Origin of the sequence: Methylobacterium sp. ME121 (assembly GCF_000974725.1) — a bacterium.
GTDB lineage: Bacteria > Pseudomonadota > Alphaproteobacteria > Rhizobiales > Beijerinckiaceae > Methylobacterium > Methylobacterium radiotolerans.
Window position 1 is genome coordinate 1 of sequence record NZ_BBUX01000058.1, and the last position, 24,292, is coordinate 24,292.

Annotated in this window: 23 protein-coding genes, 1 tRNA gene and 1 pseudogene; 11 read left to right on the plus strand and 14 right to left on the minus strand. The window is 71.6% G+C overall.

Translation table 11 applies throughout. The features are described 5' to 3' along the window. Positions 1-241, minus strand: a pseudogene (locus tag ME121_RS25170) (collagen-like protein); the annotation flags it as partial. A 279-nt stretch (positions 242-520) separates the two neighbouring features. On the opposite strand from ME121_RS25170, the gene ME121_RS25175 reads away from it, so the two are divergent. Next, on the plus strand, positions 521-745 hold the full coding sequence (locus ME121_RS25175) for a hypothetical protein (protein WP_012322324.1): 225 nt from the start codon (positions 521-523) through the stop codon (positions 743-745). Positions 746-787: 42 nt separating this feature from the next. Here ME121_RS25175 and ME121_RS25180 read toward each other — a convergent pair whose 3' ends face one another. Then, positions 788-2,701 carry a putative bifunctional diguanylate cyclase/phosphodiesterase gene (locus ME121_RS25180; RefSeq protein ID WP_234742143.1) on the minus strand — a complete coding sequence of 638 codons (1,914 nt, stop codon included), beginning with the start codon at positions 2,699-2,701 and terminating at the stop codon, positions 788-790. A gap of 306 nt (positions 2,702-3,007) precedes the next feature. Between ME121_RS25180 and ME121_RS25185 the strand changes: the two genes are divergently transcribed. Together ME121_RS25185 and ME121_RS25190 are read left to right on the plus strand one after the other, a co-directional pair. Continuing rightward, on the plus strand, positions 3,008-4,075 hold the full coding sequence (locus tag ME121_RS25185; RefSeq protein WP_059409824.1) for a spore photoproduct lyase family protein: 1,068 nt from the start codon (positions 3,008-3,010) through the stop codon (positions 4,073-4,075). Positions 4,076-4,138: 63 nt separating this feature from the next. Further along, entirely contained in the window at positions 4,139-4,597 is a 459-nt protein-coding gene (locus tag ME121_RS25190) for a nucleoside deaminase (RefSeq protein ID WP_024828093.1), read from the plus strand. 16 nt (positions 4,598-4,613) lie between these two features. Here the strand turns inward: ME121_RS25190 and ME121_RS25195 are convergent, their stop codons facing one another. Next, on the minus strand, positions 4,614-4,925 hold the full coding sequence (locus tag ME121_RS25195; RefSeq protein ID WP_012322328.1) for an ETC complex I subunit: 312 nt from the start codon (positions 4,923-4,925) through the stop codon (positions 4,614-4,616). A gap of 25 nt (positions 4,926-4,950) precedes the next feature. Next, positions 4,951-5,027: transfer RNA gene (locus ME121_RS25200), tRNA-Pro, on the minus strand. Positions 5,028-5,361: 334 nt separating this feature from the next. On the opposite strand from ME121_RS25200, the gene ME121_RS25205 reads away from it, so the two are divergent. The 4 genes from ME121_RS25205 to ME121_RS25220 all read left to right on the plus strand — a co-directional run bounded on the left by ME121_RS25205 (position 5,362) and on the right by ME121_RS25220 (position 8,599). Continuing rightward, entirely contained in the window at positions 5,362-6,312 is a 951-nt protein-coding gene (locus ME121_RS25205) for an SMP-30/gluconolactonase/LRE family protein (protein WP_012322329.1), read from the plus strand. Positions 6,313-6,415: 103 nt separating this feature from the next. Next, positions 6,416-7,123 (plus strand): glutathione S-transferase N-terminal domain-containing protein, encoded by a 708-nt coding sequence (locus ME121_RS25210; protein WP_012322330.1) that lies wholly within the window; start codon positions 6,416-6,418, stop codon positions 7,121-7,123. Positions 7,124-7,130: 7 nt separating this feature from the next. Then, positions 7,131-7,706, plus strand: coding sequence for an NUDIX domain-containing protein (locus tag ME121_RS25215; RefSeq protein WP_012322331.1), 576 nt, complete (start codon positions 7,131-7,133; stop codon positions 7,704-7,706). Beyond that, positions 7,703-8,599: an inositol monophosphatase family protein gene (locus ME121_RS25220; protein ID WP_059409825.1), complete on the plus strand. Its 897-nt coding sequence runs from the start codon at positions 7,703-7,705 to the stop codon at positions 8,597-8,599. Before ME121_RS25215 ends, ME121_RS25220 begins: the two co-directional genes overlap by 4 nt. An 85-nt stretch (positions 8,600-8,684) precedes the next feature. On the opposite strand, the gene ME121_RS25225 is transcribed toward ME121_RS25220, so the two are convergent. Both ME121_RS25225 and clpB read right to left on the minus strand, forming a co-directional pair. Beyond that, on the minus strand, positions 8,685-10,667 hold the full coding sequence (locus ME121_RS25225) for a DUF4139 domain-containing protein (protein WP_245337811.1): 1,983 nt from the start codon (positions 10,665-10,667) through the stop codon (positions 8,685-8,687). Between the two features lie 378 nt (positions 10,668-11,045). Beyond that, positions 11,046-13,670, minus strand: a complete 2,625-nt coding sequence (gene clpB / locus ME121_RS25230; protein WP_012322334.1) for an ATP-dependent chaperone ClpB — start codon at positions 13,668-13,670, stop codon at positions 11,046-11,048. 199 nt (positions 13,671-13,869) lie between these two features. On the opposite strand from clpB, the gene ME121_RS25235 reads away from it, so the two are divergent. Further along, positions 13,870-14,640, plus strand: coding sequence for an MOSC domain-containing protein (locus tag ME121_RS25235; protein ID WP_012322335.1), 771 nt, complete (start codon positions 13,870-13,872; stop codon positions 14,638-14,640). Between the two features lie 54 nt (positions 14,641-14,694). Here ME121_RS25235 and ME121_RS25240 read toward each other — a convergent pair whose 3' ends face one another. Next, entirely contained in the window at positions 14,695-15,285 is a 591-nt protein-coding gene (locus ME121_RS25240) for a c-type cytochrome (RefSeq protein ID WP_012322336.1), read from the minus strand. Further along, positions 15,285-16,559 (minus strand): PQQ-dependent sugar dehydrogenase, encoded by a 1,275-nt coding sequence (locus tag ME121_RS25245; RefSeq protein ID WP_012322337.1) that lies wholly within the window; start codon positions 16,557-16,559, stop codon positions 15,285-15,287. The genes ME121_RS25240 and ME121_RS25245 overlap by 1 nt, the downstream gene beginning before the upstream one ends. A 317-nt stretch (positions 16,560-16,876) precedes the next feature. On the opposite strand from ME121_RS25245, the gene ME121_RS25250 reads away from it, so the two are divergent. Next, entirely contained in the window at positions 16,877-17,530 is a 654-nt protein-coding gene (locus tag ME121_RS25250; protein ID WP_012322338.1) for a protein-L-isoaspartate O-methyltransferase family protein, read from the plus strand. 34 nt (positions 17,531-17,564) lie between these two features. Here the strand turns inward: ME121_RS25250 and ME121_RS25255 are convergent, their stop codons facing one another. The 3 genes from ME121_RS25255 to ME121_RS25265 are packed head-to-tail and all read right to left on the minus strand — an operon-like array spanning position 17,565 to position 20,777. Beyond that, on the minus strand, positions 17,565-19,031 hold the full coding sequence (locus ME121_RS25255) for a flavin-containing monooxygenase (RefSeq protein ID WP_059409827.1): 1,467 nt from the start codon (positions 19,029-19,031) through the stop codon (positions 17,565-17,567). Next, on the minus strand, positions 19,028-19,930 hold the full coding sequence (locus tag ME121_RS25260; protein WP_012322340.1) for an alpha/beta hydrolase: 903 nt from the start codon (positions 19,928-19,930) through the stop codon (positions 19,028-19,030). Before ME121_RS25260 ends, ME121_RS25255 begins: the two co-directional genes overlap by 4 nt. 1 nt (position 19,931) lies before the next feature. Beyond that, on the minus strand, positions 19,932-20,777 hold the full coding sequence (locus ME121_RS25265) for an SDR family NAD(P)-dependent oxidoreductase (RefSeq protein WP_012322341.1): 846 nt from the start codon (positions 20,775-20,777) through the stop codon (positions 19,932-19,934). Between the two features lie 74 nt (positions 20,778-20,851). On the opposite strand from ME121_RS25265, the gene ME121_RS25270 reads away from it, so the two are divergent. Then, on the plus strand, positions 20,852-21,541 hold the full coding sequence (locus ME121_RS25270; protein ID WP_234741133.1) for a TetR/AcrR family transcriptional regulator: 690 nt from the start codon (positions 20,852-20,854) through the stop codon (positions 21,539-21,541). 57 nt (positions 21,542-21,598) lie between these two features. Beyond that, a complete protein-coding gene (locus ME121_RS25275; RefSeq protein ID WP_012322343.1) occupies positions 21,599-22,846 on the plus strand; it encodes a NupC/NupG family nucleoside CNT transporter in 1,248 nt (415 codons plus the stop codon). A 4-nt stretch (positions 22,847-22,850) separates the two neighbouring features. On the opposite strand, the gene ME121_RS25280 is transcribed toward ME121_RS25275, so the two are convergent. The 3 genes from ME121_RS25280 to pqqA (ME121_RS25290) all read right to left on the minus strand — a co-directional run bounded on the left by ME121_RS25280 (position 22,851) and on the right by pqqA (ME121_RS25290) (position 24,222). Continuing rightward, positions 22,851-23,804, minus strand: coding sequence for a class I SAM-dependent methyltransferase (locus ME121_RS25280; RefSeq protein WP_024828082.1), 954 nt, complete (start codon positions 23,802-23,804; stop codon positions 22,851-22,853). A gap of 160 nt (positions 23,805-23,964) precedes the next feature. Then, positions 23,965-24,054, minus strand: a complete 90-nt coding sequence (pqqA, locus tag ME121_RS25285; RefSeq protein ID WP_020090597.1) for a pyrroloquinoline quinone precursor peptide PqqA — start codon at positions 24,052-24,054, stop codon at positions 23,965-23,967. 78 nt (positions 24,055-24,132) lie between these two features. Next, the gene (pqqA, locus tag ME121_RS25290; protein ID WP_041372433.1) at positions 24,133-24,222 is read right to left on the minus strand and encodes a pyrroloquinoline quinone precursor peptide PqqA; all 90 of its coding nucleotides are present in this window, start codon (positions 24,220-24,222) and stop codon (positions 24,133-24,135) included. Positions 24,223-24,292 lie beyond the last annotated feature (70 nt).

The window sequence follows — 24,292 nt, forward strand, 5'->3', positions numbered from 1 at the left end:
GGTAGACGACGCGGAACTCGAAATAGCCGCGGCTGTCGGTCCTGTGCGGGAACTGGCCGTCGAGCGTGATCTCCACCCCCGGATCGTCGGCGTAGCCGATGATCCAGAGGTCGCCGCCGGTGATCTTGGCGGCCTCGATGCGCATCTCCGCCGCCCGCGCCGGCAGCGCGCAGGCGGCCGACAGGGCCAGCATCGAACAGAGCGCCCAGCGCTCGCGCCACAGGCGCCTGGCAGATCTCATGGCAGGTCACACAGTCTTTTCGACAGTCAGAATGCCATAGCCTGCAAACTAGGCAATAAATTGCGGAGAAAGTTGGATGTGGAAAAGCGCGACCGGCCGAACGCCGTAATCCGAAATGGGTATTCGCAGGGCGCACGGCGGGGCCCGTAGCGTGCCCGCGCTGGACCGGGTCAGGCGCGTGCGGACCGGGCCAGCTGAGGGATGGCGTGCCCCGGTCCACCGGTCAGCGCCGCGCGAGCGCCCCGGGTCCGAGTCCGATCCGCGGTGGAGGGTTCAGCCGTGGACGACAGCGATCCGCCCTGGGACACGGACCCGCTCTGGTACGACCGGACCGAGTCCGGGGCGCCGCCGGGGCCCATCCTCGAAGCCCTGGCCTGGCTGTTCCTGCTGGCGATCGCCGGCTGCGCGGGGCTCGTGTGGCTCTACGGGATGCCTGACCGCCTGTGGCGCGCGGCGGCGCGACGGCTCCCGTCCCGCGATCCCGCGGATGCGGAGCGTTTCTGAGGGGGGCCGGCGGCCGTGACCGCTCCGCGCACCGGCGCCGGGTCAGGCGGCGGCGATGCGCGTGCCGAGCAGGGTGGCTTCCAAGTCTGCTACGGGCATCGGGCGGCCGAGGTGGTAGCCCTGCAGGAACGGGCAGCCCATCGCCTGCAGGATGTTCAGGTCCTCGGCCGACTCGACGCCCTCCGCCACGACGTCGAGGCCGAGCAGCCGGCCGAGGCCGAGGACGGCGAGGACGAGCCCGCGCTTGTCGTCGCTCGCCCCCAGGCCAGTGACGAAGCTCCGGTCGATCTTGATCCGGTCCGCCTTGAGCTGCCGCAGCGAGGAGAGCGACGAGTAGCCGATCCCGAAATCGTCCAGGGCGACCCGGATGCCGGCGCGGGACAGCGCCTGCAGCTTCCCCTGCACCGCGCCGATGTCGAGAGCCGTCTCCTCGGTGATCTCGATCTCCAGCATGGTGGGCGGCAGGCCGAGGAGGCTCAGCCGCTCGATGACGATCTCGTCGACCGGCACCTGTGCCATCTCCCGGGGTGAGACGTTCATCGCCACGCGGACGCTGCCCAGGCCGCGGCGATGCAGGATCTCCAGCATCGCGCAGACCTGCTCGAGGATGTAGCGGAGCAGCGACTCTGTCAGGCCCGCCATGGCGGCGGCGGCGATCAGGTCCGGGGGCGCGATCCAGCCGAGTCGCGGATGCTCCCAGCGGATCAGAGCTTCCAGCCCGACCAAGGTCCGGCCGTCGCCCGCGTAGATCGGCTGGAACCAGACCTTCGGGGCGTTCTCGACCAGGGCCTGCGACAGGTCGCGCTCCAGGTCCCGCCGCATCTGCAGCCGCTCGCGCAGGCTCGAATCGAACACGCGGTAGCGGTTCCGCCCGGCGGCCTTGGCGGCGTAGAGCGCCTCGTCGGCGCAGCTCAGCATCTCGGTCAGGCTGGGCTCCCGACTGGCGTGGACGCCGATGCTCACCCCGAGGCGACCCGCGTCGAAACCGTCGAACGGCTGCGACACCGCGGTGATGAGGTTCGCCGCCATGACGGCGTCGGGCACGCCCGACGTCACGGGATCGTACAGCACGGCGAACTCGTCGCCGCCCAGCCGGGCCGTGAGGCCGTTCTCCGGGAGCGCGTCGTTCAGCCGGCGCGCCACCTCGACGAGCACCCGGTCTCCCGCCTTGTGGCCGTAGACGTCGTTGACGAACTTGAACCCGTCGAGGTCGAGCATCAGCAGGCTGAGTGTCCCGGTGCGGAGCCGGTTCTCCGTCGCCTGGAGGAAGCCAGCGCGGTTCAGCAGGCCGGTGAGATCGTCGTGCGTGGCGCGCCACCGCATCTCGTCCACGAGGGCGCTCGCGCTGGCATGGGCCTCGGCGCGCGAGCGGGCGAGGGCGTGGGCCTCGTTCTTGAGCCGGCTCGCATCGCGGAACACCGCCTCGCTCCGGAACGCCGTGTGCGTCAGGGCGAGGAAGTAGAGCAGCACACAGGCGGCGAGGCAGTTCCGGTCGAAGTCGCCGGCATAGGCGAGGCAGGCCGTGACCGACAGCAGCGGCAGGGCGATGAAGGCGAGCGGGATGCGCGCGTAGGCGGTCCCGTGCGTCACCGCCCCCGCGGTCACGCCGCAGGTGATCGTTAGATAGAACAGGGTCTCGGCGGTGGTGTAGCCGTCGCACAGGAGCGGCTGGCAGGCCCAGACCAGTCCGGAGAGGAATGCGGCGAACGTGCAGGCGCGCAGGTGCCGGTCGACGGAGCGCGCGGCGGCCGCGGCGAGGCTCGGCGTCATGTCGGCGGTCAGCGCCAGGCCCAGGCAGGGAATCCGGCAGAGGGCGATGCGCAGGAGATTGACGCTGGTCGAGGCCGCGAACCAGACGGCCCCCACGGTGCCGTGCCCGCTCCGATAGGCGACCAAAATGCTCGCCAGGCCGAGCAGCATGTTGACCGGTATGGCGGCCAGCACGCTTCCGCGCATCGCGTCCAGCTGGTCCCGCCGGATCAGCGCGTTCCACCTCGGATCCGCAGGGTCGAGAGAATCACCGGAGCCGGATGAACCCGGCACGGACCTCTCCTGGTCCCGAACGATCATTGCACGTCCACTCGAAGATGAGGGACTCATGGCAGCGAATCGTAAGATATCGTTGAACGATCAACGTTCGCCGCGCGCGATCCCGCGCCTTTCGCGCGCCGCGGGGACAGAGACGACCGGTCGCAAGGCATTCCGGCCGCGTCGGCGCGCACCATATCGGGTCCCGGGCCGCTTCCGGGCCCCGGATCGTCCATGGCCCTGACCCGCGACCTGCTCGACATCCGGACGATCTATCACGAGCCCGCCGTGGGCGACTTCCCGCTGGGCCGGGAGATCCTGGCGCGCTTTCCCGACGCCGCGCGCATCGTCGTGCCGTCGCACTGGAACATTCCGGAACTCCACGGCAACGCGGGCTCGGTGGAGGATTGGGTGAGGATCAAGCGCTCGACCCTCGTCCTCGGCGTGAAGAAGGGCCTCACGATGCGCCCGAACGGCCGCAGCGCCCACTTCATCGCGCCCTCGACCTCCAACGGCTGCGCCATGGCCTGCGCCTACTGCTACGTGCCGCGCCGCAAGGGCTACTCCAACCCGATCTCGCTGTTCGTCAACGTCGAGCAGGCCTGCGCGGCGATCGCCCGCCACGCCGGGCGCCAGGGGCGCCTCCCGGAGCCGGATCCGATCGATCCGGAGTACTGGGTCTACGATATCGGCGAGAACGGTGACCTGTCGGTGGACGCGGCGGTGAGCGACGGCGCGCGCGCCCTGGTCGCGCTGTTCCGCACCCTGCCCAACGCCAAGGCCTCCTTCGCCACGAAGGCCGTGAACCGCGACCTCCTGGCCTACGATCCGCAGGGCAAGACGCGCATCCGCTTCTCGCTCATGCCGGCGCGGATCGCCCGGATCGTCGACGTGCGCACCGCCCCGATTCCCGAGCGGATCGCCGCCATCGACGACTTCGTGGCCGCCGGCTACGAGGTCCACGCCAACTTCTCGCCCGTGATCCTCTACGAGGGCTGGGAGGCGGACTGGCGGGCGCTGTTCGCCGAGATCGACGCGACGCTGTCCGACGCCGCCAAGGCGCAGCTCAAGTGCGAGATCATCATGCTGACCCACAACGCGGATCTGCATGCGGTCAATCTCGGCTGGCACCCGAAGGCCGAGGACCTGCTCTGGCGGCCGGACATCCAGGAGGCGAAAGTCTCGGAGAGTGGCGGCGCCAATCTGCGCTACCGGGCCGGCTGGAAGGGCCGGTGGCTCGCGCGGTTCAAGGCCCTGCTCGCCGAGACGATGCCCTACTGCACGGTGCGCTACGCGTTCTGAGCGCGGATGGCTGAACTTCCCGGCATGCGCGGCGTTGGCGCGCCAGGGGAGGAAAGCTCAGCCATGTCGACGCACGAGGACCACATCCGCGAGGCGGTCGCCCTCGCCGCGGCCAATGTCGAGGCCGGCGGCGCGCCCTACGGCGCGGTGATCGTGCGGGACGGCGCCGTGCTGGTCCGCGCGGCGAACACCGTGCACGCGACCAACGACCCGAGCGCCCATGCCGAGATGGTGGCCCTGCGCGAGGCCAGCCGCCTGCTCGGCCGCCGCGACCTCGGCGACTGCGTGATGTACGCCAGCGGCCGTCCGTGCCCGATGTGCCACGCGGCGATGCGGCTCGCGGGTTTCAAGGAGGGCTACTTCGCCTTCTCGGCCGAGGAGGCCGAGACCTACGGTGCCGGCAGCGCGGCGATCTACGCCGAGCTGTGCCGACCCCTCGACGCGCAGCCGATGCGGGTCACCCAGATCCGTCCGCCGGGCGATTCGCCTTACGCGGCCTGGAGGGCGCGCCGGGAGGCCTGACCCGGCCGCGCGGAGCTCAATGCGTCCAGGGGGCCGTGCGGTTGAACTTGAAATTGTCCGAGTACGACAGCCCCTTGCGGTGGGCCGGCTTGGCCGGCTGCTCGACGCGGAACGCGATCCCCTCGCGCTTCGCGTAGGCCACGGCCTCTTCCTCGGTGTCGAACTCGAGGCGCACCTGCTGGAGCATGTCGGAGGACCCGTTCCACCCCATCAGCGGATCGATCTCGCGCGGGCTGGTCCGGTCGAACTCCAGGATCCACTGCTTGGTTCGGGCGAGGCCCGACTGCGTGGCATCCCGAGACGGACGGAAGATGCGGGCGCTCGGCATCTGACTCGACAAGCTCCTGATCGAATGGTCGGGGCGATAGGATTCGAACCTACGACCCCCTGGTCCCAAACCAGGTGCGCTACCAGACTGCGCCACACCCCGACTGCCACACGGCCTCAATGCCGTAGCGGTTCCGCCGTTCCCCCGCAAGGCGCGGCGCGGTGCGCGCGCCCTGTGCCGGCGGCGGCTTCCCCGCACAGAGATCGCGCGGCGCCTCACTTGTCAGACAAATGGGAGGGCGTTAGCGTCGGTTCCCGGACGAGGGCTGGGCCTCCCCGCCGTCGAACCGGCGCCTGCCACCACTGGGGGGTGGGGGATGGTGCGCTCGGATCGGCGTGCCGGGTGGTTCCGGTCCTCGTCGCCGCGGCGTAGGTCCGCGCCCGCGCGGCGGGTCTTGCCGGCCTTCGCGGAAACGGTGACGATCACCGCGAGCGACATGGATTTGACCGTGTGGACACCGAGCCCGCGCTACCCCGACCCGGCGGTCGAGATCCTCGACGCCGCCTTCGCCCGCTACCGGGTGTTCAACGCGGCGGTCGAGCGCCTCGCGACCGGCTTCCGCTGGTGCGAGGGGCCGGTCTGGTTCGGCGACGGTCGCTACCTGCTCTGGAGCGACATCCCCAACGACCGCATCCTGCGCTGGGACGAGGAGAGCGGGGTCGTCGGCCTCTACCGGAAGCCGTCGGGCTTCGCCAACGGCAACACCCGCGACCGGCAGGGGCGGCTCGTCACCTGTGAGCACGGAGGACGTCGCGTCACCCGCACCGAGCATGACGGCGCGATCACCGTCCTGGCGGACACGTTCGAGGGCCGCCGGCTCAACTCGCCCAACGACGTGGTGACCGCGGCCGACGGCGCGGTCTGGTTCACCGATCCGCCCTTCGGGATCGGCGGCTTCTACGAGGGCGTCCGCGCCGAGCCCGAGCTGCCGCAGAACGTCTACCGGCTCGACCCGGTCACCGGCGTGCTGGAGGCGGTGGCCACTGACCTCGCCGGCCCCAACGGCCTGTGCTTCTCGCCCGACGGCCGCGTGCTCTACCTCGTGGAGTCGCGCGGCCGGCCGACCCGGCGGATCGTCGCGTACGACGTGGTCGCCGGCCGCGCACTCGGAGACCGGCGGGTCCTGATCGACGCCGGGCCCGGCACGCCGGACGGTCTGCGCTGCGACGTCGACGGGAATCTCTGGTGCGGCTGGGGCATGGGCGACGACGCCCTGGACGGCGTCATGGTGTTCAACCCCGATGGCCGGCCGATCGGCCGCATCCGTCTTCCGGAGCGCTGCGCGAACCTGTGCTTCGGCGGCCGGCACCGCAACCGCCTGTTCATGGCGGCGAGCCAGTCGCTCTACGCCGTCCACGTCGACGTCCAGGGCTGCGCTGGCGGGTGAGGCCCCGATACCGGGGCCCGAGCCCGCCGCCGGGCTCATGCTTGACCGGAGCGCCGCGCCGACCCACTTCCCGTCCGCCGGGGGCATAGCGGGACACCGACCGATGATCGAACTCCACTACTGGCCGACGCCGAACGGCCATAAGATCACGATGTTTCTCGAAGAGGCGGGCATTCCCTACCGTATTCACCCAGTCAATATTGGTAAGGGCGAGCAGTTCAATCCCGATTTCCTCAAGATCGCGCCCAACAACCGGATGCCGGCGATCGTCGACGACGAGCCGGCGGGCGGCGGCGCGCCGGTCTCGCTGTTCGAGTCGGGGGCGATCCTGCTCTACCTCGCCGAGAAGACCGGGCGCTTCATCCCGGGCGACCTGCGGGGCCGGGCCGAGGTGCTGCAGTGGTTGTTCTGGCAGATGGGCGGCCTCGGCCCGATGCTCGGCCAGAACCATCACTTCTCGCAGTACGCGCCGGAGAAGATCGACTACGCGATCAAGCGCTACGTCAACGAGACCAACCGGCTCTACGGCGTCCTCGACCGGCGGCTGGCCGACCGCGCCTTCGTCGCCGGGCCGGACTACTCCATCGCCGACATGGCCTGCTATCCCTGGATCGTGCCGTGGGAGAAGCAGGGTCAGAACCTCGACGAGCACCCGAACCTCAAGCGCTGGTTCACGGCGATCGCCGAGCGGCCCGCCACCAAGGCGGCTTATGCCCGCGCCCCGGAGGTCAATCCCGACTTCGGCAAGACCATGAGCGAGGATGCCAAGAAGGTGATGTTCGGACAGACCGCCTCCAGCACCAGGCGCTGACCGGACCATGACCGAGACCCTGCCCGCGCTGCCGCTGGAGGTGATCCACCGCGGCTGGAACACCTTCGGCATCGCCACCCTGACGCTGCCGGATGGCAGCGCCGTGCGGCGGGCGCTGGAGGATCACGGGCAGGCCGCCTGCGTGCTGCCGTACGATCCCGAGCGGCGCGTGGCGCTGCTCGTCCGGCAGGCGCGGGTCGGGCCCGCGTTCTGGGGGGAGTCGGCCGAGTTCGACGAAGCCCCGGCCGGCGGACTCGACGGGGACGCCCCCGAGGCGACCGCGATCCGCGAGGCGATGGAGGAGGCGGGCGTTCGGTTGACCCGGCTCGAGCCGGTCGCGCACGCCTACAGCATGCCGAGCGTGTCTTCCGAGCGCCTCTGGCTCTACCTCGCGCCCTACGGCGCCGCCGACCGGGTCGGTCCCGGCGGTGGGCTGCACGCGGAGGGCGAGCAGGTGATGGTCGTGGAGATGCCGCTGACCGCGCTGGCGGAACAGGCCCGGGCCGGCCGCCTGCCCGACCTCAAGACCCTGGCCCTCGTCCAGGCCCTGATGCTCCGAAGCCCCGAACTGTTCGCCGCATGACCCTCTCGCCCACCGCACCCGCGCCGGATGTCCTCGCGGCGATGCTCGCCTTCGCCGAGGAGGCGGCCCCTCTGGCCCTCGCCATGCGGGCGGGCGGCCTCGCCATGAGCAACAAGGGCCCCGATCTCGGCCAGGCCCTGACGGAGGCCGACCTCTCCGTCAGCCAGCTGATGCACGCGCGGTTCGGCCCCGACCTGATCGAGGAGGAGACGGCCGAGGATCTCGGGCAGGCGGCGGCCCGGGCGCTGCTCGCCCGCGACGCCTGGACCTTCGTGGGTGACCCGATCGACGGGACCCGGCCTTTCGCGGGCGGCCTGTCGGGCTGGGGCGTCATGGTGGCGGCCTGCCGCGCGGGCTGGCCTCGAGCCTGCGTCATGAGCCTGCCGGCCTGGAACGAGGACCGCTCGGCACCGGCCCGGGGCACTCCGGCGGAGGCTACGGAGGGGCTCCTGCTGGCGGCGAGCGAGGGCCGCGCCTTCTGGGCACCGACCCGCGGCGGCCGCATGACGACGGCGCTGCGCCCGCTCGAGCGCGCGGCGCGACGGACCGGCCATGTCGGCTGGCTGTCGGTCACGGCGCAGCGCTACACCCTGGATTACGGCCGCGGCTGGTTCCCCTGGAGCGAGGGCGGGGCGATCTCGGACGCCGCGCTCCTGGCGACCGGGCGCCTCGACGCGACCCTCAGCAACAACCGATTGTGGGACCTGGGTCCGATCCTCCCGCTGTTCGAGGCGCTGGGCTTCCGCCTGTTCCACTGGCCGGACCTCGGAGATCCGCCGGCGGACTTCGTCGACCTGTTCGACGCGGAGCTGTCGGCCCACGACGACCTCTGGCTGGTGTGCCGGGACCGTGCCCAGGCCGCCGATCTGGCGACGGCCATCCGCCGCGCCTAGGACGGGGCCCGTGAGGGCCGCGCCCGGGCGCAGGGCCCGACGAACGGGCGGTTCTCCCGGACCGCGACAGGATTCGGGCGGGCTCTCAGAGCGCCGCGATCAGCGTCCGGATCCGCGCCCGCGACGCCTTGAGTCCGCTCTCGGCCTCGGCCCGGGCGGCGGCGAGCTTCGCCAGCTCGTCCTCCTGGCCACCCATGCGGGTAAGGTAGCGCCGCGCCAGCTCGCTGTCCTTCGGAACGGCGCCGAGATTGCTGCGGATGCGCTCCTGCTCCGCCTGCACCTTCTCCTCGCGCTCGGCGATCTCCTCGACGGTCCGGGTCGCCGCGGCGACCTCGGCGCGGGCCCGGGACAGGGTCTTGAGCTTGCCGCCCAGCTCCGGGTCGGTGGCGAGGGCGGCCCACCGGACCAGCAGCGCCTCGTCGGCGTCGACGAGATCGTAGGCGTCGATCTGGACGTGCTCGAGCACGGCCCGGGTCTCGGCCGTCCCGCCGGCGGGGACCGCGACCTTGAGCCGATAGGCCGTGGGGGTCTCGCTGTCGCGGGCGGAAGCGGTGAGGGTCCAGCCCTCCCGTCGGGGATGCTCGATGATCACGGACCGGGCGGCGTCCGGCGCGCCCTTGATCGTGTAGGTCGTGACCTCCCGGGCGATCACCGTCGCGCGCGCCACGCCGTCGACCACGGTGATCTGGGTCAGGGCTTGGCTCGGCTCGGTCTCCGCCTGGACGGCGACCTTGCGGTCGAGGGCGAAGCTGGCGAGCCGCTGCTCGCCGACCGGCGTCGCGGGCAGGCGGGCATCTCCCAGGTAGCCGGCCTCGCGGTCGTAGAGGGTGATGAGGCCCGCCGGCAGGGTCGCGGTGGCGCTGTTCCGGATCCGGAAGGCCGCGGTCGGATGGATCCCTCGGCCCGGCTGCCAGAGGGCGACCCGCTCGGCCTCGATCTCGGTATCGATGAACGGCACCGACAGCGTGCTGCCGGCGCGGAGATCGACCGGATGCGGCAGCGTGAAGTTCGCCGCCACATCCCCCTCGCTGGCGGCGGCGCCCGCGGTGGCGGCCGCGGCGTCGTAGCTCGGTTCCGCTGACTCCGCCCGGGTGTCCATCCGCGCCATCGGTGCCGGAAGGGGCGCGGCGGCGGGCGCAGGGGCGCGCAGGCGCGCGACCGACCTCGGGGCGACCGTGCCTGGGTCGAGGTCCGGCATGCCGACATCCTCGACCATCACCGGCGCCTCCGGTCTCTTGCGCCAGTAGCGCCGGTGCAGGCGCTGGAGAAGCGCCACCGGCGAGCCGGACGAGAGGGTGACGTCGACGCCTGCCCAGTCGGCCCCGAGGGCGTTCTCGATGATGGCCCAGGCCTGCAGGTTCGCGCGGCCGCCGCCGCCGTCGACGATGCGGTAGCTCGTCTTCCAGACCGGTGCGGCGACCACGTAGGTCAGCCGGATCTCGCGCTGGCCACGCCCCGAGACATCGACCTCGACCCGGTGGGCGTCTCCGACCTTGGCCGTCCCGGCCGCCGCGATCGCCTCGGCGATCTTGGCCGCCATGGCCGAGTCCTGGATCGTGACGGCGGCGCCGTCCTCGATCGACACGGATTCGAGCGTGCCCGTCCCGGTCAGCACGGTCAGGATCGCGACCTCGCCGCTCTCGGTCCCGGCGTTCCGCTCGGACACGCCGAGCACTCGCCCCTCGAGTGTGCGCCCGCCGCTCTGGATCCTGATCGGAACGCCCTGCAGCTTCCCCAGGAGGCGTGCCGGCCCGGACAAGTCGTCCGCGGTGAACGGCATCGTCCGCAGCGTCTCGTCGGCCTGATCCAGCCCGTCCAGGCGCAGGGCACCGACGGTGCCGACGGGATCCCGCACCACGAGGCTCTTGAGGATGTCGTCGATCTGCTCGGAGCGAGCGTCGAGCCCGATCGTCGCGTCGCCGTCGACCGGGTGGACCTGGGTGACTTCCGCGAGGCCGCCGCTCGACAGGGTGACGGCGCGGATCCGCCCCGGGGACGCCGCCCTCAGGGGCGGCGCGGCCGCGATCATGCACAGCAGAACGCCCGCCCACACGACATGAGACGTCACCAAATCGCCTGCCTCCCGTTCGAGCGCCGTCCGCCGCGGCGGTCGCGGATGTGATGGCGGGTTCGAGCCGCCGGCACGGCACCGTGACGCCCGCTCCCACGCGGTCGCCGACGGGGAGCCGGCAGCCCGCGCGCCTCGGCCTGCGCGGCAGATCGCCCGTCTCCGCGGCAGCCGGTGATACCGCGAAGCCGGGAACCGCGACGGCGCGACGCGTGCCGCCAGGATTCTCCGTCCCGTCGGCGCTGTCCAGCCAACTAGGTCATCGCGGTGCCGCAACTCCGGACCCGATCCCGGGCGCCGTCGGCCTGGCGTCCGGGGCGCAAAAGAAGGCGGCGCGCCATCGCGTGGCGCGCCGCCTCGGTGTTGGGTCTCGGGCGATCAGTTCAGCGTCGCGTTGACCGGCCGCCGCTCGGCGCCGACCGTCACGTCGCCGATCATCAGGCCCATGGGCCCCAGCCGGACCGGCACCGTCTCGCCGTCGTGGACCTTGCCGGAGAGCACCAGCTCGGCCAGCGGATCCTGGACGTTCTTCTGGATCACCCGCTTCAGCGGCCGCGCCCCGTAGGCCGGGTCGTAGCCCTTGTCGGCGAGCCAGTTCTTGGCGTCCTCGTCCACGTCGAGGGCGATCTTGCGGTCGTCGAGGAGCTTCTGCAGGCGCCCGAGCTGGATCTCGACGATCGCCCCCATCTCCGACCGCGCGAGGCGGTGGAACAGGATGATCTCGTCGACCCGGTTCAGGAATTCCGGCCGGAAGTGACCCCGCACCACGCCCATCACCTCGTCGCGGACCGCGTCGGTGTCCTGGCCCGCGGGCTGGTTCACCAGGTACTCGGCCCCGAGATTCGAGGTCATGATCAAGAGCGTGTTGCGGAAGTCGACCGTCCGCCCCTGACCGTCGGTGAGCCGCCCGTCGTCGAGAACCTGCAGCAGGACGTTGAACACGTCCGGATGCGCCTTCTCGACCTCGTCGAACAGCACGACCTGGTAGGGCCGGCGCCGCACGGCCTCGGTGAGGGCGCCGCCCTCCTCGTAGCCGACGTAGCCCGGAGGCGCGCCGATGAGCCGGGCGACCGCGTGCTTCTCCATGTACTCGGACATGTCGATGCGCACGAGCGCCGTGTCGTCGTCGAACAGGAAGCCGGCGAGCGCCTTGGTCAGCTCGGTCTTGCCCACGCCCGTCGGGCCCAGGAACATGAACGAGCCGATCGGCCGGTTCGGATCCTGTAAGCCCGCGCGGGCGCGCCGGACCGCGGTCGAGACCGCCTCCACCGCCTCGCGCTGGCCGACGACGCGCTTGGACAGCGCCTCCTCCATGGCCAGCAGCTTCTCGCGCTCGCCCTCCAGCATCTTGTCCACCGGCACGCCGGTCCAGCGGGAGACGACCCCGGCGACGTGGGCGGGCGTGACCGCCTCCTCCATCATCGCGTCGCGGCCGTTCTCCGCCTTGGCCTCGATCTCGGCGAGCTGCTTCTCGAGGCCCGGGATGACCCCGTAGGCGAGCTCACCCGCGCGCTGGTACTGGCCCTGGCGCTGCGCCGCCGCGAGGTCGTTGCGGGCCTCGTCGAGCTTCTTCTTGAGGCCGGCGGCCGTGCCGAGCTTGTCCTTCTCGGCCTTCCAGCGCGCGGTGATCGCCGCCGACCGCTCCTCCAGGTCGCCGAGCTCCTTCTCGAGCCGGACCAGCCGGTCGCGGGAGGCGGAGTCGGTCTCCTTCTTGAGCGCCTCGGCCTCGATCTTCAGCCGGACGATCTCGCGGTCGATGTTGTCGAGCTCCTCGGGCTTCGAGTCGACCTGCATGCGCAGGCGCGAGCCGGCCTCGTCGACGAGGTCGATCGCCTTGTCGGGCAGGAAGCGGTCGGTGATGTAGCGGTTCGACAGCGTCGCGGCCGCGACCAGGGCGGAATCCTGGATGCGCACGCCGTGGTGCTGCTCGTACTTCTCCTTCAAGCCGCGCAGGATCGAGACCGTGTCCTCGACGGTCGGCTCCGACACGAAGACCGGCTGGAAGCGCCGCGCCAGCGCCGCGTCCTTCTCGACGTGCTTGCGGTACTCGTCGAGCGTGGTCGCGCCGACGCAGTGCAACTCGCCGCGGGCGAGCGCCGGCTTCAGGAGGTTCGAGGCGTCCATCGCCCCGTCCGCCTTCCCGGCGCCGACCAGCGTGTGCATCTCGTCGATGAACAGGATGATGCCGCCCTCGGCCGCCGTGACCTCGGAGAGCACGCCCTTCAGCCGCTCCTCGAACTCGCCGCGGTACTTCGCGCCGGCGATCAGCGCGCCCATGTCGAGGGCCAGCAGGCTCTTGTCCCGCAGGGACTCGGGCACGTCGCCGTTGACGATGCGCAGCGCCAGCCCCTCGACGATCGCGGTCTTGCCGACGCCGGGCTCGCCGATGAGCACCGGGTTGTTCTTGGTGCGCCGGGACAGGACCTGGATGGTCCGCCGGATCTCCTCGTCGCGGCCGATCACCGGGTCGAGCTTGCCGTCCCGTGCGGCCTCGGTGAGGTCGCGGGCGTACTTCTTCAGCGCGTCGTAGGCGTTCTCGGCCGAGGCGTTGTCGGCGGTGCGGCCCTTGCGCAGCGCGTTGATCGCGGCGTTGAGCGAGGCGGGGGTGACGCCCGCCGCCTGCAGCGCGCGGCCGGCCTCGGAATCCTTCTCCACCGCGAGGGCGAGGAGCAGCCGCTCCACCGTCACGTAGGAATCGCCCGCCTTCTCGGCGGCCTTCTCGGCGGTGTCGAACAGGCGCATCAGCTCGCGCGTCGCCTGCGGGGCGGCGGCGTTGCCGGAGACCTTCGGCTGCTTGGCGAGCCACTGCTCGGTCTGAGCGAGCGCCACCCGGGACTGACCGCCCGCGCGGTCGATCAGACCGGCGCAGAGGCCTTCCGGATCGTCGAGCAGCACCTTCAGCAGGTGGCCCGGCTGAAGCTGGGGATGTCCCTCGCGCATCGCGAGGTTCTGAGCCGCCTGCACGAAGCCGCGGGCGCGCTCGGTGTACTTTTCGAAGTTCATGCACAACCCTCCCGTACCGGCATCCGCCGCCCGATGAGAGGCGCGGCGCCACCGAAACGTCGCCCTCCGGCTATCCGCCGCGCGAGGGCCCCGGCGCCGCTGGTGGCCGCCGGTAGACCCGATGTGGTGTTGCAATTCAGCACCACAAGGGGCGGCGAAGCTCTTGCGCCCCGGATCATTTCAGGGCCACGCTCCGTGCATGACCGCATTGATTCATGTCAGCGCCCTGTATCGCTATCCGGTGAAGGGCCTGAGCCCTGAACCCGTCGCGCGGGCGGAACTCGAGACCAGCGGGTTCTTCCCGGGCGACCGGCTCTACGCCATCGAGAACGGGCCGTCAGGTTTCAACGCAGTGGCGCCCCGGCACCAGCCCAAGACCAAGTACCTGATGCTCATGCGCGACGAGGCGCTCGCCCGCCTGCGCACCCGCTACGACGACGCCACGGCGACGCTGACCGTCGAGGGGCACGGTGAGCCGCGGGCCTTCCGCCTCGACACCGAGGCGGGGCGAGAGGGGCTCGCGGAGCTGATGCGGCGCTTCGTCCCCGAGAGCCTGCGCGGCGAGCCGAAGGTGCTCGCCGCCCCGCCGCAGTACCGCTTCACGGATTCGCCGACCGGCTACGTGTCGCTGATCAACCGCGCGAGCGTGGCGGCGGTGGAGGATTACCTCGGCGCGCCCGTCGACCCGCTGCGCTTCCGCGGCAACCTGCTGGTCGAGGGGCTCGAACCCTTCGCCGAGCTGGAGATGGTCGGCCGGGTGATCGAGGCGCCGAGCGGGCTGCGGCTCAAGATCACCAAGCGGACGGTGCGGTGCGCGGCGACCAACGTCGACCCGGTCAGCGGCGTGCGCGACTGCGACATCCCCTGGACCCTCGACGCGCGCCTCGGCCACCGCGACCTCGGCGTCTACGCGGAGGTGATCGCCGGCGGGACGCTGGCGAAGGGTGACGCGCTGCGCGTGGTGGGGTGACGAGCTAACTCTTCCCTCCGGTGCTGCCGTCGTCGCGGTCAGAGGGAGGTCGTGTCAGAGCCGCGACACGTAGGCCGCGAGATCCTTGATGTCCGCCTCGCTCAGGCCCTGCGCGACCTCGTTCATGGCGGGATCGTAGCCGGGCCGGGCGTTCGACTTGTAGGCGGCGAGCGCCTTGGCGAGGTAATCCTCCCGCTGCGCGCGGATCCGCGGGATCGCGTCGCGGCCCGCGAGGTCCGGTCCGTGGCAGGAATTGCACTGGTGCTTGGCGACGAGCGCCTGCGCGCGCGCCGCCAGAGCCGCGTCGGCCGGTGGCCCGGCCCAGGCGGGCGGCGGCAGCGTCGCCACCGCGTCGGCGTAGCCGCGCAGGTCGTCGTCGGAGAATCCGGCGGCCACCTCGTTCATCGGCGGCGCCTCCCGCTGCTTCTCCCGGAACTGGAAGAGCTGCGTGACCACGTAGTCCGGGAGCTGCCCGCCGAGCGAAGGCACGCCCTCCGTCGCCGACGTGCCGGCCCCGTGGCAGCCGATGCAGGGAGCGAGGCGCTCCTGCATCGCCGCGTCCGGGGCGGCGCGCGTCGCGCCCGTGAGCAGCAGCCCGCCGAGGGCATAGACTAGCCCGCGGATCAAACGGAGATGGCGGCGCATCACCGGCCGTAGCTGACGCGGTAGATCGCGCCGTTGTAGTCGTCGGAAACGAGCAGCGATCCGTCCTTGGCGACCAGCACGTCGACCGGCCGGCCGACATACTTGTTGTCCTGAAGGAAGCCGGTCAGGAACGGCTCCACCGCGGCGGTCTTGCCGTCCGGTCCGGGCTTGGCCACGACCACGTCGCCGCCGAGCTTGGTCGTGCGGTTCCACGAGCCGTGCCGGGCGACGAACATCGCGTCCCGGTAGGCCTCCGGAAACTGCGTTCCGGTGTAGAACCGCAGGCCGAGCGAGGCCGTGTGCGGGCCGAGGAGCGCCGCCGGCGCGGTGAATTCCGAGCAGGCGTGGCCCCAGCCGTATTCCGGATCCGTGAACGTGCCCTGGTGGCAGTACGGATAGCCGAAATGCTGCTTGCCCGGCTCCGTGAGCACGTTCAGCTCGTCGTTCGGGATGTCCTCCGAGACCCAGTCGCGGCCGTTATCGGTGAACCAGAGCTGCTTGGTCTTCGGGTTCCAGTCGAACCCGACGGTGTTGCGCACGCCGCGGGCGATCACTTCGGCGTTCTTGCCGTCGAGGTCCATCCGCCGGATCTGCGCGTGGGTGTCCGGCGGCATCACGATGTTGCCCGGCGCGCCGACCGGGACGTAGAGCTTGTTGTCCGGGCCGATGGCGATGAACTTCCAGCCGTGGGCCTCGTCCTTCGGAAGGTCGTCGTAGACCAGGGTCGGCTTCGCCGCGCCATCGAGATGGTTCGCGATGTCGTCGTAGCGCCAGATCTTCGAGAGTTCGGCGACGTAGAGCGCGCCGTCGTGGTACGCGACGCCGTTCGGCCGGTGCAGGCCCGTCGCGATGGTCTTCACCGCGCGCTTCCCGTCGCCGTCCGGCTTCGGCAGCACGGCGTAGACCTTCCCCACCGTCCGGGTGCCCACGTACAGCGTGCCGTCCGGCGCCTGGGTCATTTCGCGGGCATTCGCGAGGCCGCTGGCGTAGACCTCGATCTTGAAGCCGTCCGGAACCGTCAGCTTGTCGAGCGGCAGCTTGGCGGCCGCGGTCGCCAGCGGCGGTCCGGCCACCGGCGCGAGCTTGGCCGCGGCGCCGCCCTCGGGGCGGCCGTAGAGGGCCGAGCCGCGATCGACCTGGACGCTGGGCGGCGGGGCCGCGGTCGCGGGCGTCTCCTGCGCGGCGACCGGGCCGGATCCCATCAGGCCGAGACCGAGTCCGGCGAGGGCGGCGGTGAGGCTGCGGGTCAGGATCGGCTGGCTGATCGGCGTCATGATGTCTCCCGGTGGGGGCGGCCCCGCGGACCGTCCGCTCGCTCTGCACTCTTTATTCAACGGTCGGCCGGAGAGCGCGACCGGGCCGGGCGCCGCGGAGGCGACACTCCGCGGCCGCCGTAACGCGGGCCGAGATCAGGTGCGCCGCCGCGCCCTCCAGGGCCATCGCCGGCTGTCGCGTCGGCTCACCTTGCGTTTTGGGCGATGATCTCCGAAAACGCCCCCCGTCCGGGAAGCTTAGGCTTGGCCGGGGATGCCGGCCGTCCGCCGGAGCCCGGCCGACGCGGCGTTCCGATCCGGTTCGAGGACACGTATCGATGATCGATTACGCGCAGGCGCGGCGGATGATGGTCGACTGCCAGTTGCGGACCTTCGACGTGAACGACAACACAGTGCTCGACGCGTTCGACACCGTGCCGCGCGAGGCCTTCGTGCCGAAGGGCCGCGAGCCCTTCGCGTATATCGACCAGACCCTGAACCTCGGCGAGGCCGACGGCGAGACACGCTGCATGCCGGCCCCGATGGTCGTGGCCCGGATGATCCAGGCCCTGCGGGTCCGCCCGGGCGTCGCCGCCCTCGACGTCGCCACCGGCTACGGCTACGCCGCCGCCATCATGGCGCAGCTCGGCGCGCAGGTCACGGCGCTGGAATCGGTGCCCGATCTCGCCGCGGCGGCGCGCACCCGGCTCGGCGCCTCGGCCCAGGTGATCGAGGGCCCGATCGCCGACGGCGCCCCCGAGCAGGGCCCGTTCGACGTCATCCTGATCAACGGCCGCGTCGAGGTCCGGCCGCAGGCGCTGCTGAACCAGCTCAAGGACGACGGCCGCCTGATCTGCGTGTTCGGCCCGCATCGCAACGCCAAGGTCACCCTCTTCGTGCGCGCCGGCGACGCGTTCGGGGCCCGCCCGCTGTTCGACGCGTCGCTGCCCAATCTGGAGGCCTTCGCGGCGGAAGCCGGCTTCGCGTTCTGACACCGCGCCGAGGCGGCGCACGCGTGCGCCCCGATCAGCCGAGCCTGTAATCCCTCAGCCGGGCGCGGCGGGCGCTCCGGCGATAGGCCATGACCGAGTCGGGCCAGAGGGTGCTGTTGCGCCCGGTCGCGTCGAGGTACCAGCTGCGGCAGCCCCCGGCCTGCCAGATGCTGTCGGCCATGCGGCTCTGGAGCCGGTCGACGAACCGGGCCTGAGCCTCCGGCCGGACCTCGACGGTCTTCGTCCCGCGCCCGAGCGCTGTCAGGCAGTCGAGGACGTGCTGCACCTGGATCTCGATCATCGAGACGACCGAGTTGTGGCCCAGCCCGGTATTGGGCCCGAGCAGCATGAAGAAGTTCGGGAACCCCGCGACCGTGATGCCCTGGTAGGCGCCCACGCCGCCGGCCCAGGCCTCGGTCAGGCTCCGGCCGTCGCGGCCGACGAGGTGCATCCGCGCGAAGGTCGCGGCCACGTCGAAACCCGTGGCGTAGACGATCACGTCGAGCTCGTGATGCCGCCCGGTCTCGGTGGTCACGCCGGTCTCGGTGATCCGGGCGATGCCGTCCGTCTCCAGGGTGACGTTCGGGCGCTGGAGCGCGGGGTAGTAGTCGTCGGAGATCAGCACCCGCTTGCAGCCGAGCCGGTAGTTCGGCGTCAGCTTCGCCCGCAGGGCCTTGTCGGGGACAGCCTTGGCGAGATGGTGCCGCGCGAGGGATTCGGCCTGGCCGGTGAGCTTCGAGACCTTGGTGAAGCCGAGCAGCGCCCGCACCTCGTGCAGCCAGAACAGCCGCGCCCGCTCGAGCCGCCGGCTGAGCGGCAGGCGCCGGTAGCGGTCCCGGGCACGCTCCGCGATGGCGTGATCGTTCTTGGGCATGATCCAGGGCGGGGTGCGCTGGAACAGCGTCAGCTGGGACGCGACGGCGGCGAGTTCCGGCACCACCTGGATCGCGCTCGCACCGGTGCCGATCACCCCGACGCGCTTGCCGGCCAGCGCCGCGGAGTGATCCCAGGCCGCCGTGTGGAAGGCGGGGCCGGCGAACGCGTCGCGGCCCGGGATGTCCGGGAAGGCCGGATGGTGGAGCCCGCCCATGCCCGCGACGATCGCGCGCGCCGTGATCCGCCCCCGGTCGGTCTCCACGTGCCACAGGGCGCGCTCCGCGTCCCAGGTGGCTCCGGTGAAGGTCGTCCCGAGCTGGATCAGGGGCATCAACCCGTTCCGCTCGGCGGTGTCCTGGAGGTAGGCCAGGATCTCCGGCTGCGGCGCGTACATCCGGCTCCAGTCGGCCTTCGGGGCGAAGGACAGCGAGTAGAGGTGCGAGGGGATATCGCAGGCCGCCCCCGGATAGGTGTTGTCGTGCCACGTGCCGCCGATCCCGTCGGCCTTCTCGATCACCCGCAGCGGCCCGATTCCCGCCTGCCGGCAGCGGATCGCCATCGCGAGCCCCGAGAAGCCGGCGCCGACGATCAGGACGGCCAGGGTCTCGGACGCGGGCTCGGTCATCGCTGAGGGCTCCCGAAGGGGGCGTGGGGCGCGTGCGCCGTCAAGAAGGCCGCGGCCTCGTCGAGGGAGGTTCGCGCCTCGGGCAGCACGCCGGCGGCGAACTGCCAGGCGTGGGACACGACCGGGAAGAGCTTGAGCTCGGTCTCGACGCCGGCTGCGCGGGCCCGCTCCGCCATGCGCACGGAGTCGTCGCGCAGGACCTCGCGGGCGCCGACATGGAACAGCAGCGGCGGGAAGCCGGTCGGGTCGCCGAAGAGCGGCGAGACCCGCGGATCGGCCGGATCGGCGGCGCCCAGATACATCGGCCGGATCGCCGCGAGCGCCTGCGGGTCAAACATGGCGTCGCGCCACGCATTGGTCACCCGCGACCCGTCCTCGGAGACGAAGTCCGTGGCCGGCGAGAACAGGGCCGCCGCCCAGGGCATCGGCAGGCCGCGGGCGCGGGCTTGGCCCATCAGCACGAGGGCGAGGTTGCCGCCGGCCGACTCGCCCGCCACGCAGGCGGCACCCTCGGCGCTGAACGCCGCCCAGGCGGCGGTCACGTCGTCGACCGCCGCGGGGAACGGGTGCTCGGGGGCGAGGCGGTAGTCGGGCGCGAAGATCGTGAAGCCCCGGTTCGCCAGCGCGCCGGTGATGGGACGGTGCGTGCGCGGCGAGCACGCGATGAAGCCGCCGCCGTGGATGTAGAGCATCCGCCGGCCGGGCCCGGCCTTCGGCCGAACCCACTCGCCCTTCACGCCGCCGACGATGCCCGGCTCGTAGGTGACGCCCTTGGGGTCGGGGAAGGTCGGCGCCTCGAAGATCCGGCGGAACGCGGCCGCGTCCCGCGCCCGGGACAGGGGGCCCCGAACCCGGCTGCGGACCATGTAGGCGCCGAGATACGCGCGCAGGCTCGCCATCTCAGAGCGTCCCTCCGGACAGGCGCACGATCGTCTTCCAGTAGCCCACCGGCATCAGGCGCTGGATCAGCGCGGCGTTCTTGGCGTCCTTGCCGACGACGATCCGGGGCGCCCGGGCCTCGATGCCGCGGATGATGGCGGCGGCCGCGTCGGCCGGCGCCAGGGTCAGGAGCTTGCCGAACGCCGCCCGGGCCTTCTCGTCCTCCACGGCCGCGCGCTTCGCCGCCTCCGGATCGGTGGGCGGCCGCCGGCCGCGGGCGTTGCGGGAGATGGCGGTGGCGACGCCGCCCGGATGGACCACCGTCACGCCGAGGCCGGTGCCGTCGAACTCGTGCCGGAGGGCCTCCGAGAAGCCGCGCACCCCGAACTTGCTGGTGCAGTAAGCGACCTGCCCCGGCGGCGCGATCAGGCCGAACAGGCTCGACAGGTTGACGATCTGCGCCGCCGGACGGGCGCGCAGCATCGGCAGGAAGGCGTGACACATCCGCACGACGGCGCGCAGGTTGATGTCGAGCAGCCACTCGAAGTCGTCGAGATGCGTCTCGTCGAACCGGCCTCCGAGGGCGACGCCGGCATTGTTGATCAGCAGGTCGAGGTGCCCGGACTGCTCCGCGACCCAGTGGGGCAGCGCGCGGATCCCCTCGGCATCCGTGAGGTCGAGGACGCGCGTCGCGACCGTGACCCCGCGGATCTGGGCAGCGACGGCCGCGAGGCCGGTCTCGTCCCGGTCCACCAGGAGAAGCGTGCAGCCCTTCGCGGCCAGGCCCTCGGCCAGTGCCGAGCCGATGCCGCTCGCCGCGCCGGTGATCAGGGCCACCGCGCCCGCGAGTTGGAACCGCTGTGCCAAACCGCGCCTCCCCGTGCCGCCGATCCGGATCGACTGTTCTCGGGGGATAGGCCCGGCCGGCCGGATTGTCTAGGGTGAGCACCCTAGACGGGGACGGGATCATGTCGCGGGGCGAGGTTCGGAGGGGTGAGCGCGGGGCGGATGTCGATCCGGAGGCCGATCTCGCCGCCGCGTCCCCCGATACGCGCACCCGGATCCTCGCGGTCAGCCTCGCGCTGTTCAATGCCCGCGGCCTCGGCCACGTCACGACGGCGGAGATCGCGGCCGCGGCGGGGATCCGCGAGGGCAATCTGCAGTACCATTTCCCGCGCAAGCGCGGCCTGGTCGAAGCCCTGTTCGCGGCCTTCGAGACCGAGGCCGTGGCGGTCGCGGGTCGGATGCCCGCCGACCCCGCGGCGCCGGAGGCGCTGCTCGCCTATCAACGGGCGTGGTTCGACCTGATGTGGCGCTACCGCTGCGTCTACCGCGACGGCATCGCCATGGTGGAGATCGCGCCGGCCCTGCGCGCCCGGGTCCATACCCTCCGGGCCGAGACCCAGGCGCTGGCCCGCGGCGTGTTCGAGGCGGCCGTGCGGGCAGGGCGGCTGCGCGTCGCCCCGGACGCGCTCGGCCGGCTCATCGACAATGCCTGGATCGTGTCCAGCCACTGGATGAGCCACCGCCTCCAGGGCGGCACCGCCCTCACGGAGGCGGACCGGGACTGGGGCTTCGCGCAGGTGCGCGACCTCTTCGCGCCCTATCTCGTGCCGGAAGGTCCCATCTGACGGCCCCTGGCCCGATCCTTCCATGCGCCCCGGCCAAGCTCGGACCCGAAGGACGCGATGCTCGACCGCCTGACCCATGCCGGCCTCAGCCTCCTCGTGCTGCTCGCCGTCGCGTTCCTGTTCTCGACGAACCGGCGGGCGATCAGTCCCCGCGTGGTCCTCACCGGCCTGGCTCTGCAGGTCGGCCTCGGCGCCCTGGTCCTGTTCCTGCCCGCCGGCCAAGCCGCGCTGCGGGCCGCCGCCGCCGGAGTCGTCACCGTGCTGTCCTACGGCGACCGGGGCACGGCCTTCCTGTTCGGCGGGCTCGTCGAGCCCAAGATGTTCGAGCTGTTCGGCGGCTCGGGCTTCATCCTGGCGCTGCGGGTCCTGCCGCAGATCCTCTACGTCTCCGCGCTGATCGGCGTGCTCTACCATCTCGGCGTGATGCAGGCGCTCGCCCGCTTGCTCGGCGCGGTGCTCCGGCGGATCCTGGGCACGTCGCCGATCGAGTCGTTCTCCGCGGTGATCACGATCGCCATCGGCCAGAGCGAGATCGCCGTCGCCCTGCGCCCGTTCCTCGCCTTGCTGACCGGGGCCGAGCTGTTCGCCGTCATGTCGAGCGGTGCCGCGTCCACCGCGGGATCGATCCTGGCGGGCTACGCGGCGCTCGGCGTACCCATGACCTACCTGCTCGCGGCCTCCGTGATGGCGATCCCGGGAGGGCTCGTCTACGCCAAGATCCTGATGCCCTCCACGGAGCCGACCCGGATCGCGACCACCCGGGTGGAGTTCGGCGAGACACGGGCGGCCAACATCATCGAGGCGGCGGCGGACGGCACCCAGAAGGGGCTCGCGGTGGCGGTCTCGGTGGGGGCCATGCTGATCGCCTTCGTCGGGCTGATCGCCCTGGCGGACGGCCTGTTCGGCACCCTCGGGGCTTGGATGGGCTACCCGTCCGCCTCGTTCGAGGGCGTGCTCGGCCGGGCGCTCGCCCCGCTGGCGTGGCTCCTCGGCGTGCCCTGGGACCAGGCGACCCTGGTCGGCGGCGCGATCGGCCAGAAGCTCGCCTTCAACGAGTTCCTGGCCTACGCCAACCTGTCGCCGGTCCTGAAGGCCGGCACCCTCGAGCCGCGGGCGCAGGCGATCGTCTGCTTCGCCCTGTGCGGCTTCGCCAATTTTGCGTCGATCGCGATCCAGCTCGCGAGCTTCTCGAGCCTCGTCCCGGAGCGGCGCTCCGAGGTCGCCCGGTACGGGCTGCGGGCGATCCTGGCGGGGACGCTGTCGAACCTCACGAGCGCGGCGATCGCCGGGCTGTTCGTGGCGTGACGGATCAGGCGCCCTTGCGCGCCGCGAGCAGCAGCGCGTTCGGGCGGGTCCGCTTCGGCACCGGCAGGACGCGGTCGAGGATCGCGCCGACGCCGTACGCGAAGGCGAGCGCCGCCGCCCAGGACCACGTCCGCCGGAAGAAGCGGTCGCGGCAGCGGACGGGGCTGACCTTGGCCATCCAGTGGATCAGCGAATCGTGCCGGTCCATGCCGATGGCGTGGACGGCCTCGGGCGTGCAGCCGAGCGTGCCGGCCAGCGCCTCTAGGGCGGTGGGCGTCCACCACGTCAGGTGGTGGGGCGGCGCGTTGATGACGAAGTTCGGGATGGTGGTGTTGGGCGAGGGCCAGAGCGGCGTGCCGATCAGGACCACGCCGCCCGGCTTGACGCAGGCCGCGAGCGCCTTGGCGAAACCCAGCGAGTCCGCCACGTGCTCGATCACCTGGAACGCGCAGGCGACGTCGTAGACTGGGCCGACGCGTGCCGCGTGCGCCTCCACGGTCTCGTCGAGGATCGCGCCGGTCGGGTCCTCGGCGGAGAAGTTCGGGTCGAGGCCGGTATAGGTGGCGTCCGGCACGTAGGCGCGGAACCCGCCGTGGCCGCAGCCGACATCGAGCACACGGGCGCCCGCGGGCACGTGCGCGGCCGCTTGGCGGAACTCCAGGCGCTCCGTCTCCGGCCCGGCGAGCTTATCGTGCGCGGCGATCCGGCCGTAGAACGCCCGGTAGAAGGCCGCGTCGCCGGCGACCGGCGGGTCGAAGAAGATCAGCCCGGTCGGGGATTCCCAGAGGCGGAACGTCCCGGCGGGACGCAGCAGCGGCCCGACATCGACGCCGCCGGAATAGTGCCAGAGAAGCGTCAGGAAGGCGGCGTCCAGGCGTTCGACGCAGCGCAGGGCGGGTGCGCCGGTGATCGGGCAGGGGGGGATCGACTGATCGGCCGCTCGCGCGCTGTCCGCCAAACTGATCCTCGCTCGCTCCGCAGGCCCGGACGGTCCGGGGACGCCGCAGCGGCACAGGTTTGGTGTGGCCCGTCAAGCCGAGGCGCGACTTCCCACGTGCGCCCAAAGAAAAGGGCGCCGCTTCGGATGAAGCGGCGCCCGACACCGTCGGAGCGACGTCTTAGTGGAAGGTGTCGATCTCAGCCGACTCGTAGCTGGTGACTTCCATGCCGACGCAGATCTCGGAGACGACGGGGGCAGACCAAGCCATGATTTCCTCCAGGTAAATTGATGCGTGGATAGAGAAGCCGCAGGGCCGGAGCGACGCGCGCTCCAGGCCGGGCGCGACTTAGTGGAACGTGTCGATCTCGGCCGACTCGTAGCTGGTGACTTCCATGCCGACGCAGATCTCGGACACGATCGGGGCAGACCAAGCCATGGCGTTTCTCCTCGCTGTTGGTGCGATCCATATAGGCAATATCTTGGACGCAATACAAGCGAGCACAACA

Excerpts from the sequence above, each read along its gene's own strand:
- ME121_RS25185 (WP_059409824.1), top strand. The coding sequence starts at position 3,008 with ATGGCCCTGACCCGCGACCTGCTCGACATCCGGACGATCTATCACGAG.
- pqqA (WP_020090597.1), bottom strand. The coding sequence starts at position 24,054 with ATGGCTTGGTCTGCCCCCGTCGTCTCCGAGATCTGCGTCGGCATGGAA.
- clpB (WP_012322334.1), bottom strand. The coding sequence starts at position 13,670 with ATGAACTTCGAAAAGTACACCGAGCGCGCCCGCGGCTTCGTGCAGGCG.
- pqqA (WP_041372433.1), bottom strand. The coding sequence starts at position 24,222 with ATGGCTTGGTCTGCCCCGATCGTGTCCGAGATCTGCGTCGGCATGGAA.
- ME121_RS25240 (WP_012322336.1), bottom strand. The coding sequence starts at position 15,285 with ATGCGCCGCCATCTCCGTTTGATCCGCGGGCTAGTCTATGCCCTCGGC.
- ME121_RS25260 (WP_012322340.1), bottom strand. The coding sequence starts at position 19,930 with ATGGCGAGCCTGCGCGCGTATCTCGGCGCCTACATGGTCCGCAGCCGG.
- ME121_RS25215 (WP_012322331.1), top strand. The coding sequence starts at position 7,131 with ATGACCGAGACCCTGCCCGCGCTGCCGCTGGAGGTGATCCACCGCGGC.
- ME121_RS25205 (WP_012322329.1), top strand. The coding sequence starts at position 5,362 with ATGGATTTGACCGTGTGGACACCGAGCCCGCGCTACCCCGACCCGGCG.
- ME121_RS25195 (WP_012322328.1), bottom strand. The coding sequence starts at position 4,925 with ATGCCGAGCGCCCGCATCTTCCGTCCGTCTCGGGATGCCACGCAGTCG.
- ME121_RS25255 (WP_059409827.1), bottom strand. The coding sequence starts at position 19,031 with ATGACCGAGCCCGCGTCCGAGACCCTGGCCGTCCTGATCGTCGGCGCC.
- ME121_RS25235 (WP_012322335.1), top strand. The coding sequence starts at position 13,870 with ATGACCGCATTGATTCATGTCAGCGCCCTGTATCGCTATCCGGTGAAG.
- ME121_RS25275 (WP_012322343.1), top strand. The coding sequence starts at position 21,599 with ATGCTCGACCGCCTGACCCATGCCGGCCTCAGCCTCCTCGTGCTGCTC.
- ME121_RS25250 (WP_012322338.1), top strand. The coding sequence starts at position 16,877 with ATGATCGATTACGCGCAGGCGCGGCGGATGATGGTCGACTGCCAGTTG.
- ME121_RS25220 (WP_059409825.1), top strand. The coding sequence starts at position 7,703 with ATGACCCTCTCGCCCACCGCACCCGCGCCGGATGTCCTCGCGGCGATG.
- ME121_RS25245 (WP_012322337.1), bottom strand. The coding sequence starts at position 16,559 with ATGACGCCGATCAGCCAGCCGATCCTGACCCGCAGCCTCACCGCCGCC.
- ME121_RS25190 (WP_024828093.1), top strand. The coding sequence starts at position 4,139 with ATGTCGACGCACGAGGACCACATCCGCGAGGCGGTCGCCCTCGCCGCG.
- ME121_RS25180 (WP_234742143.1), bottom strand. The coding sequence starts at position 2,701 with ATGCGCGGAAGCGTGCTGGCCGCCATACCGGTCAACATGCTGCTCGGC.
- ME121_RS25210 (WP_012322330.1), top strand. The coding sequence starts at position 6,416 with ATGATCGAACTCCACTACTGGCCGACGCCGAACGGCCATAAGATCACG.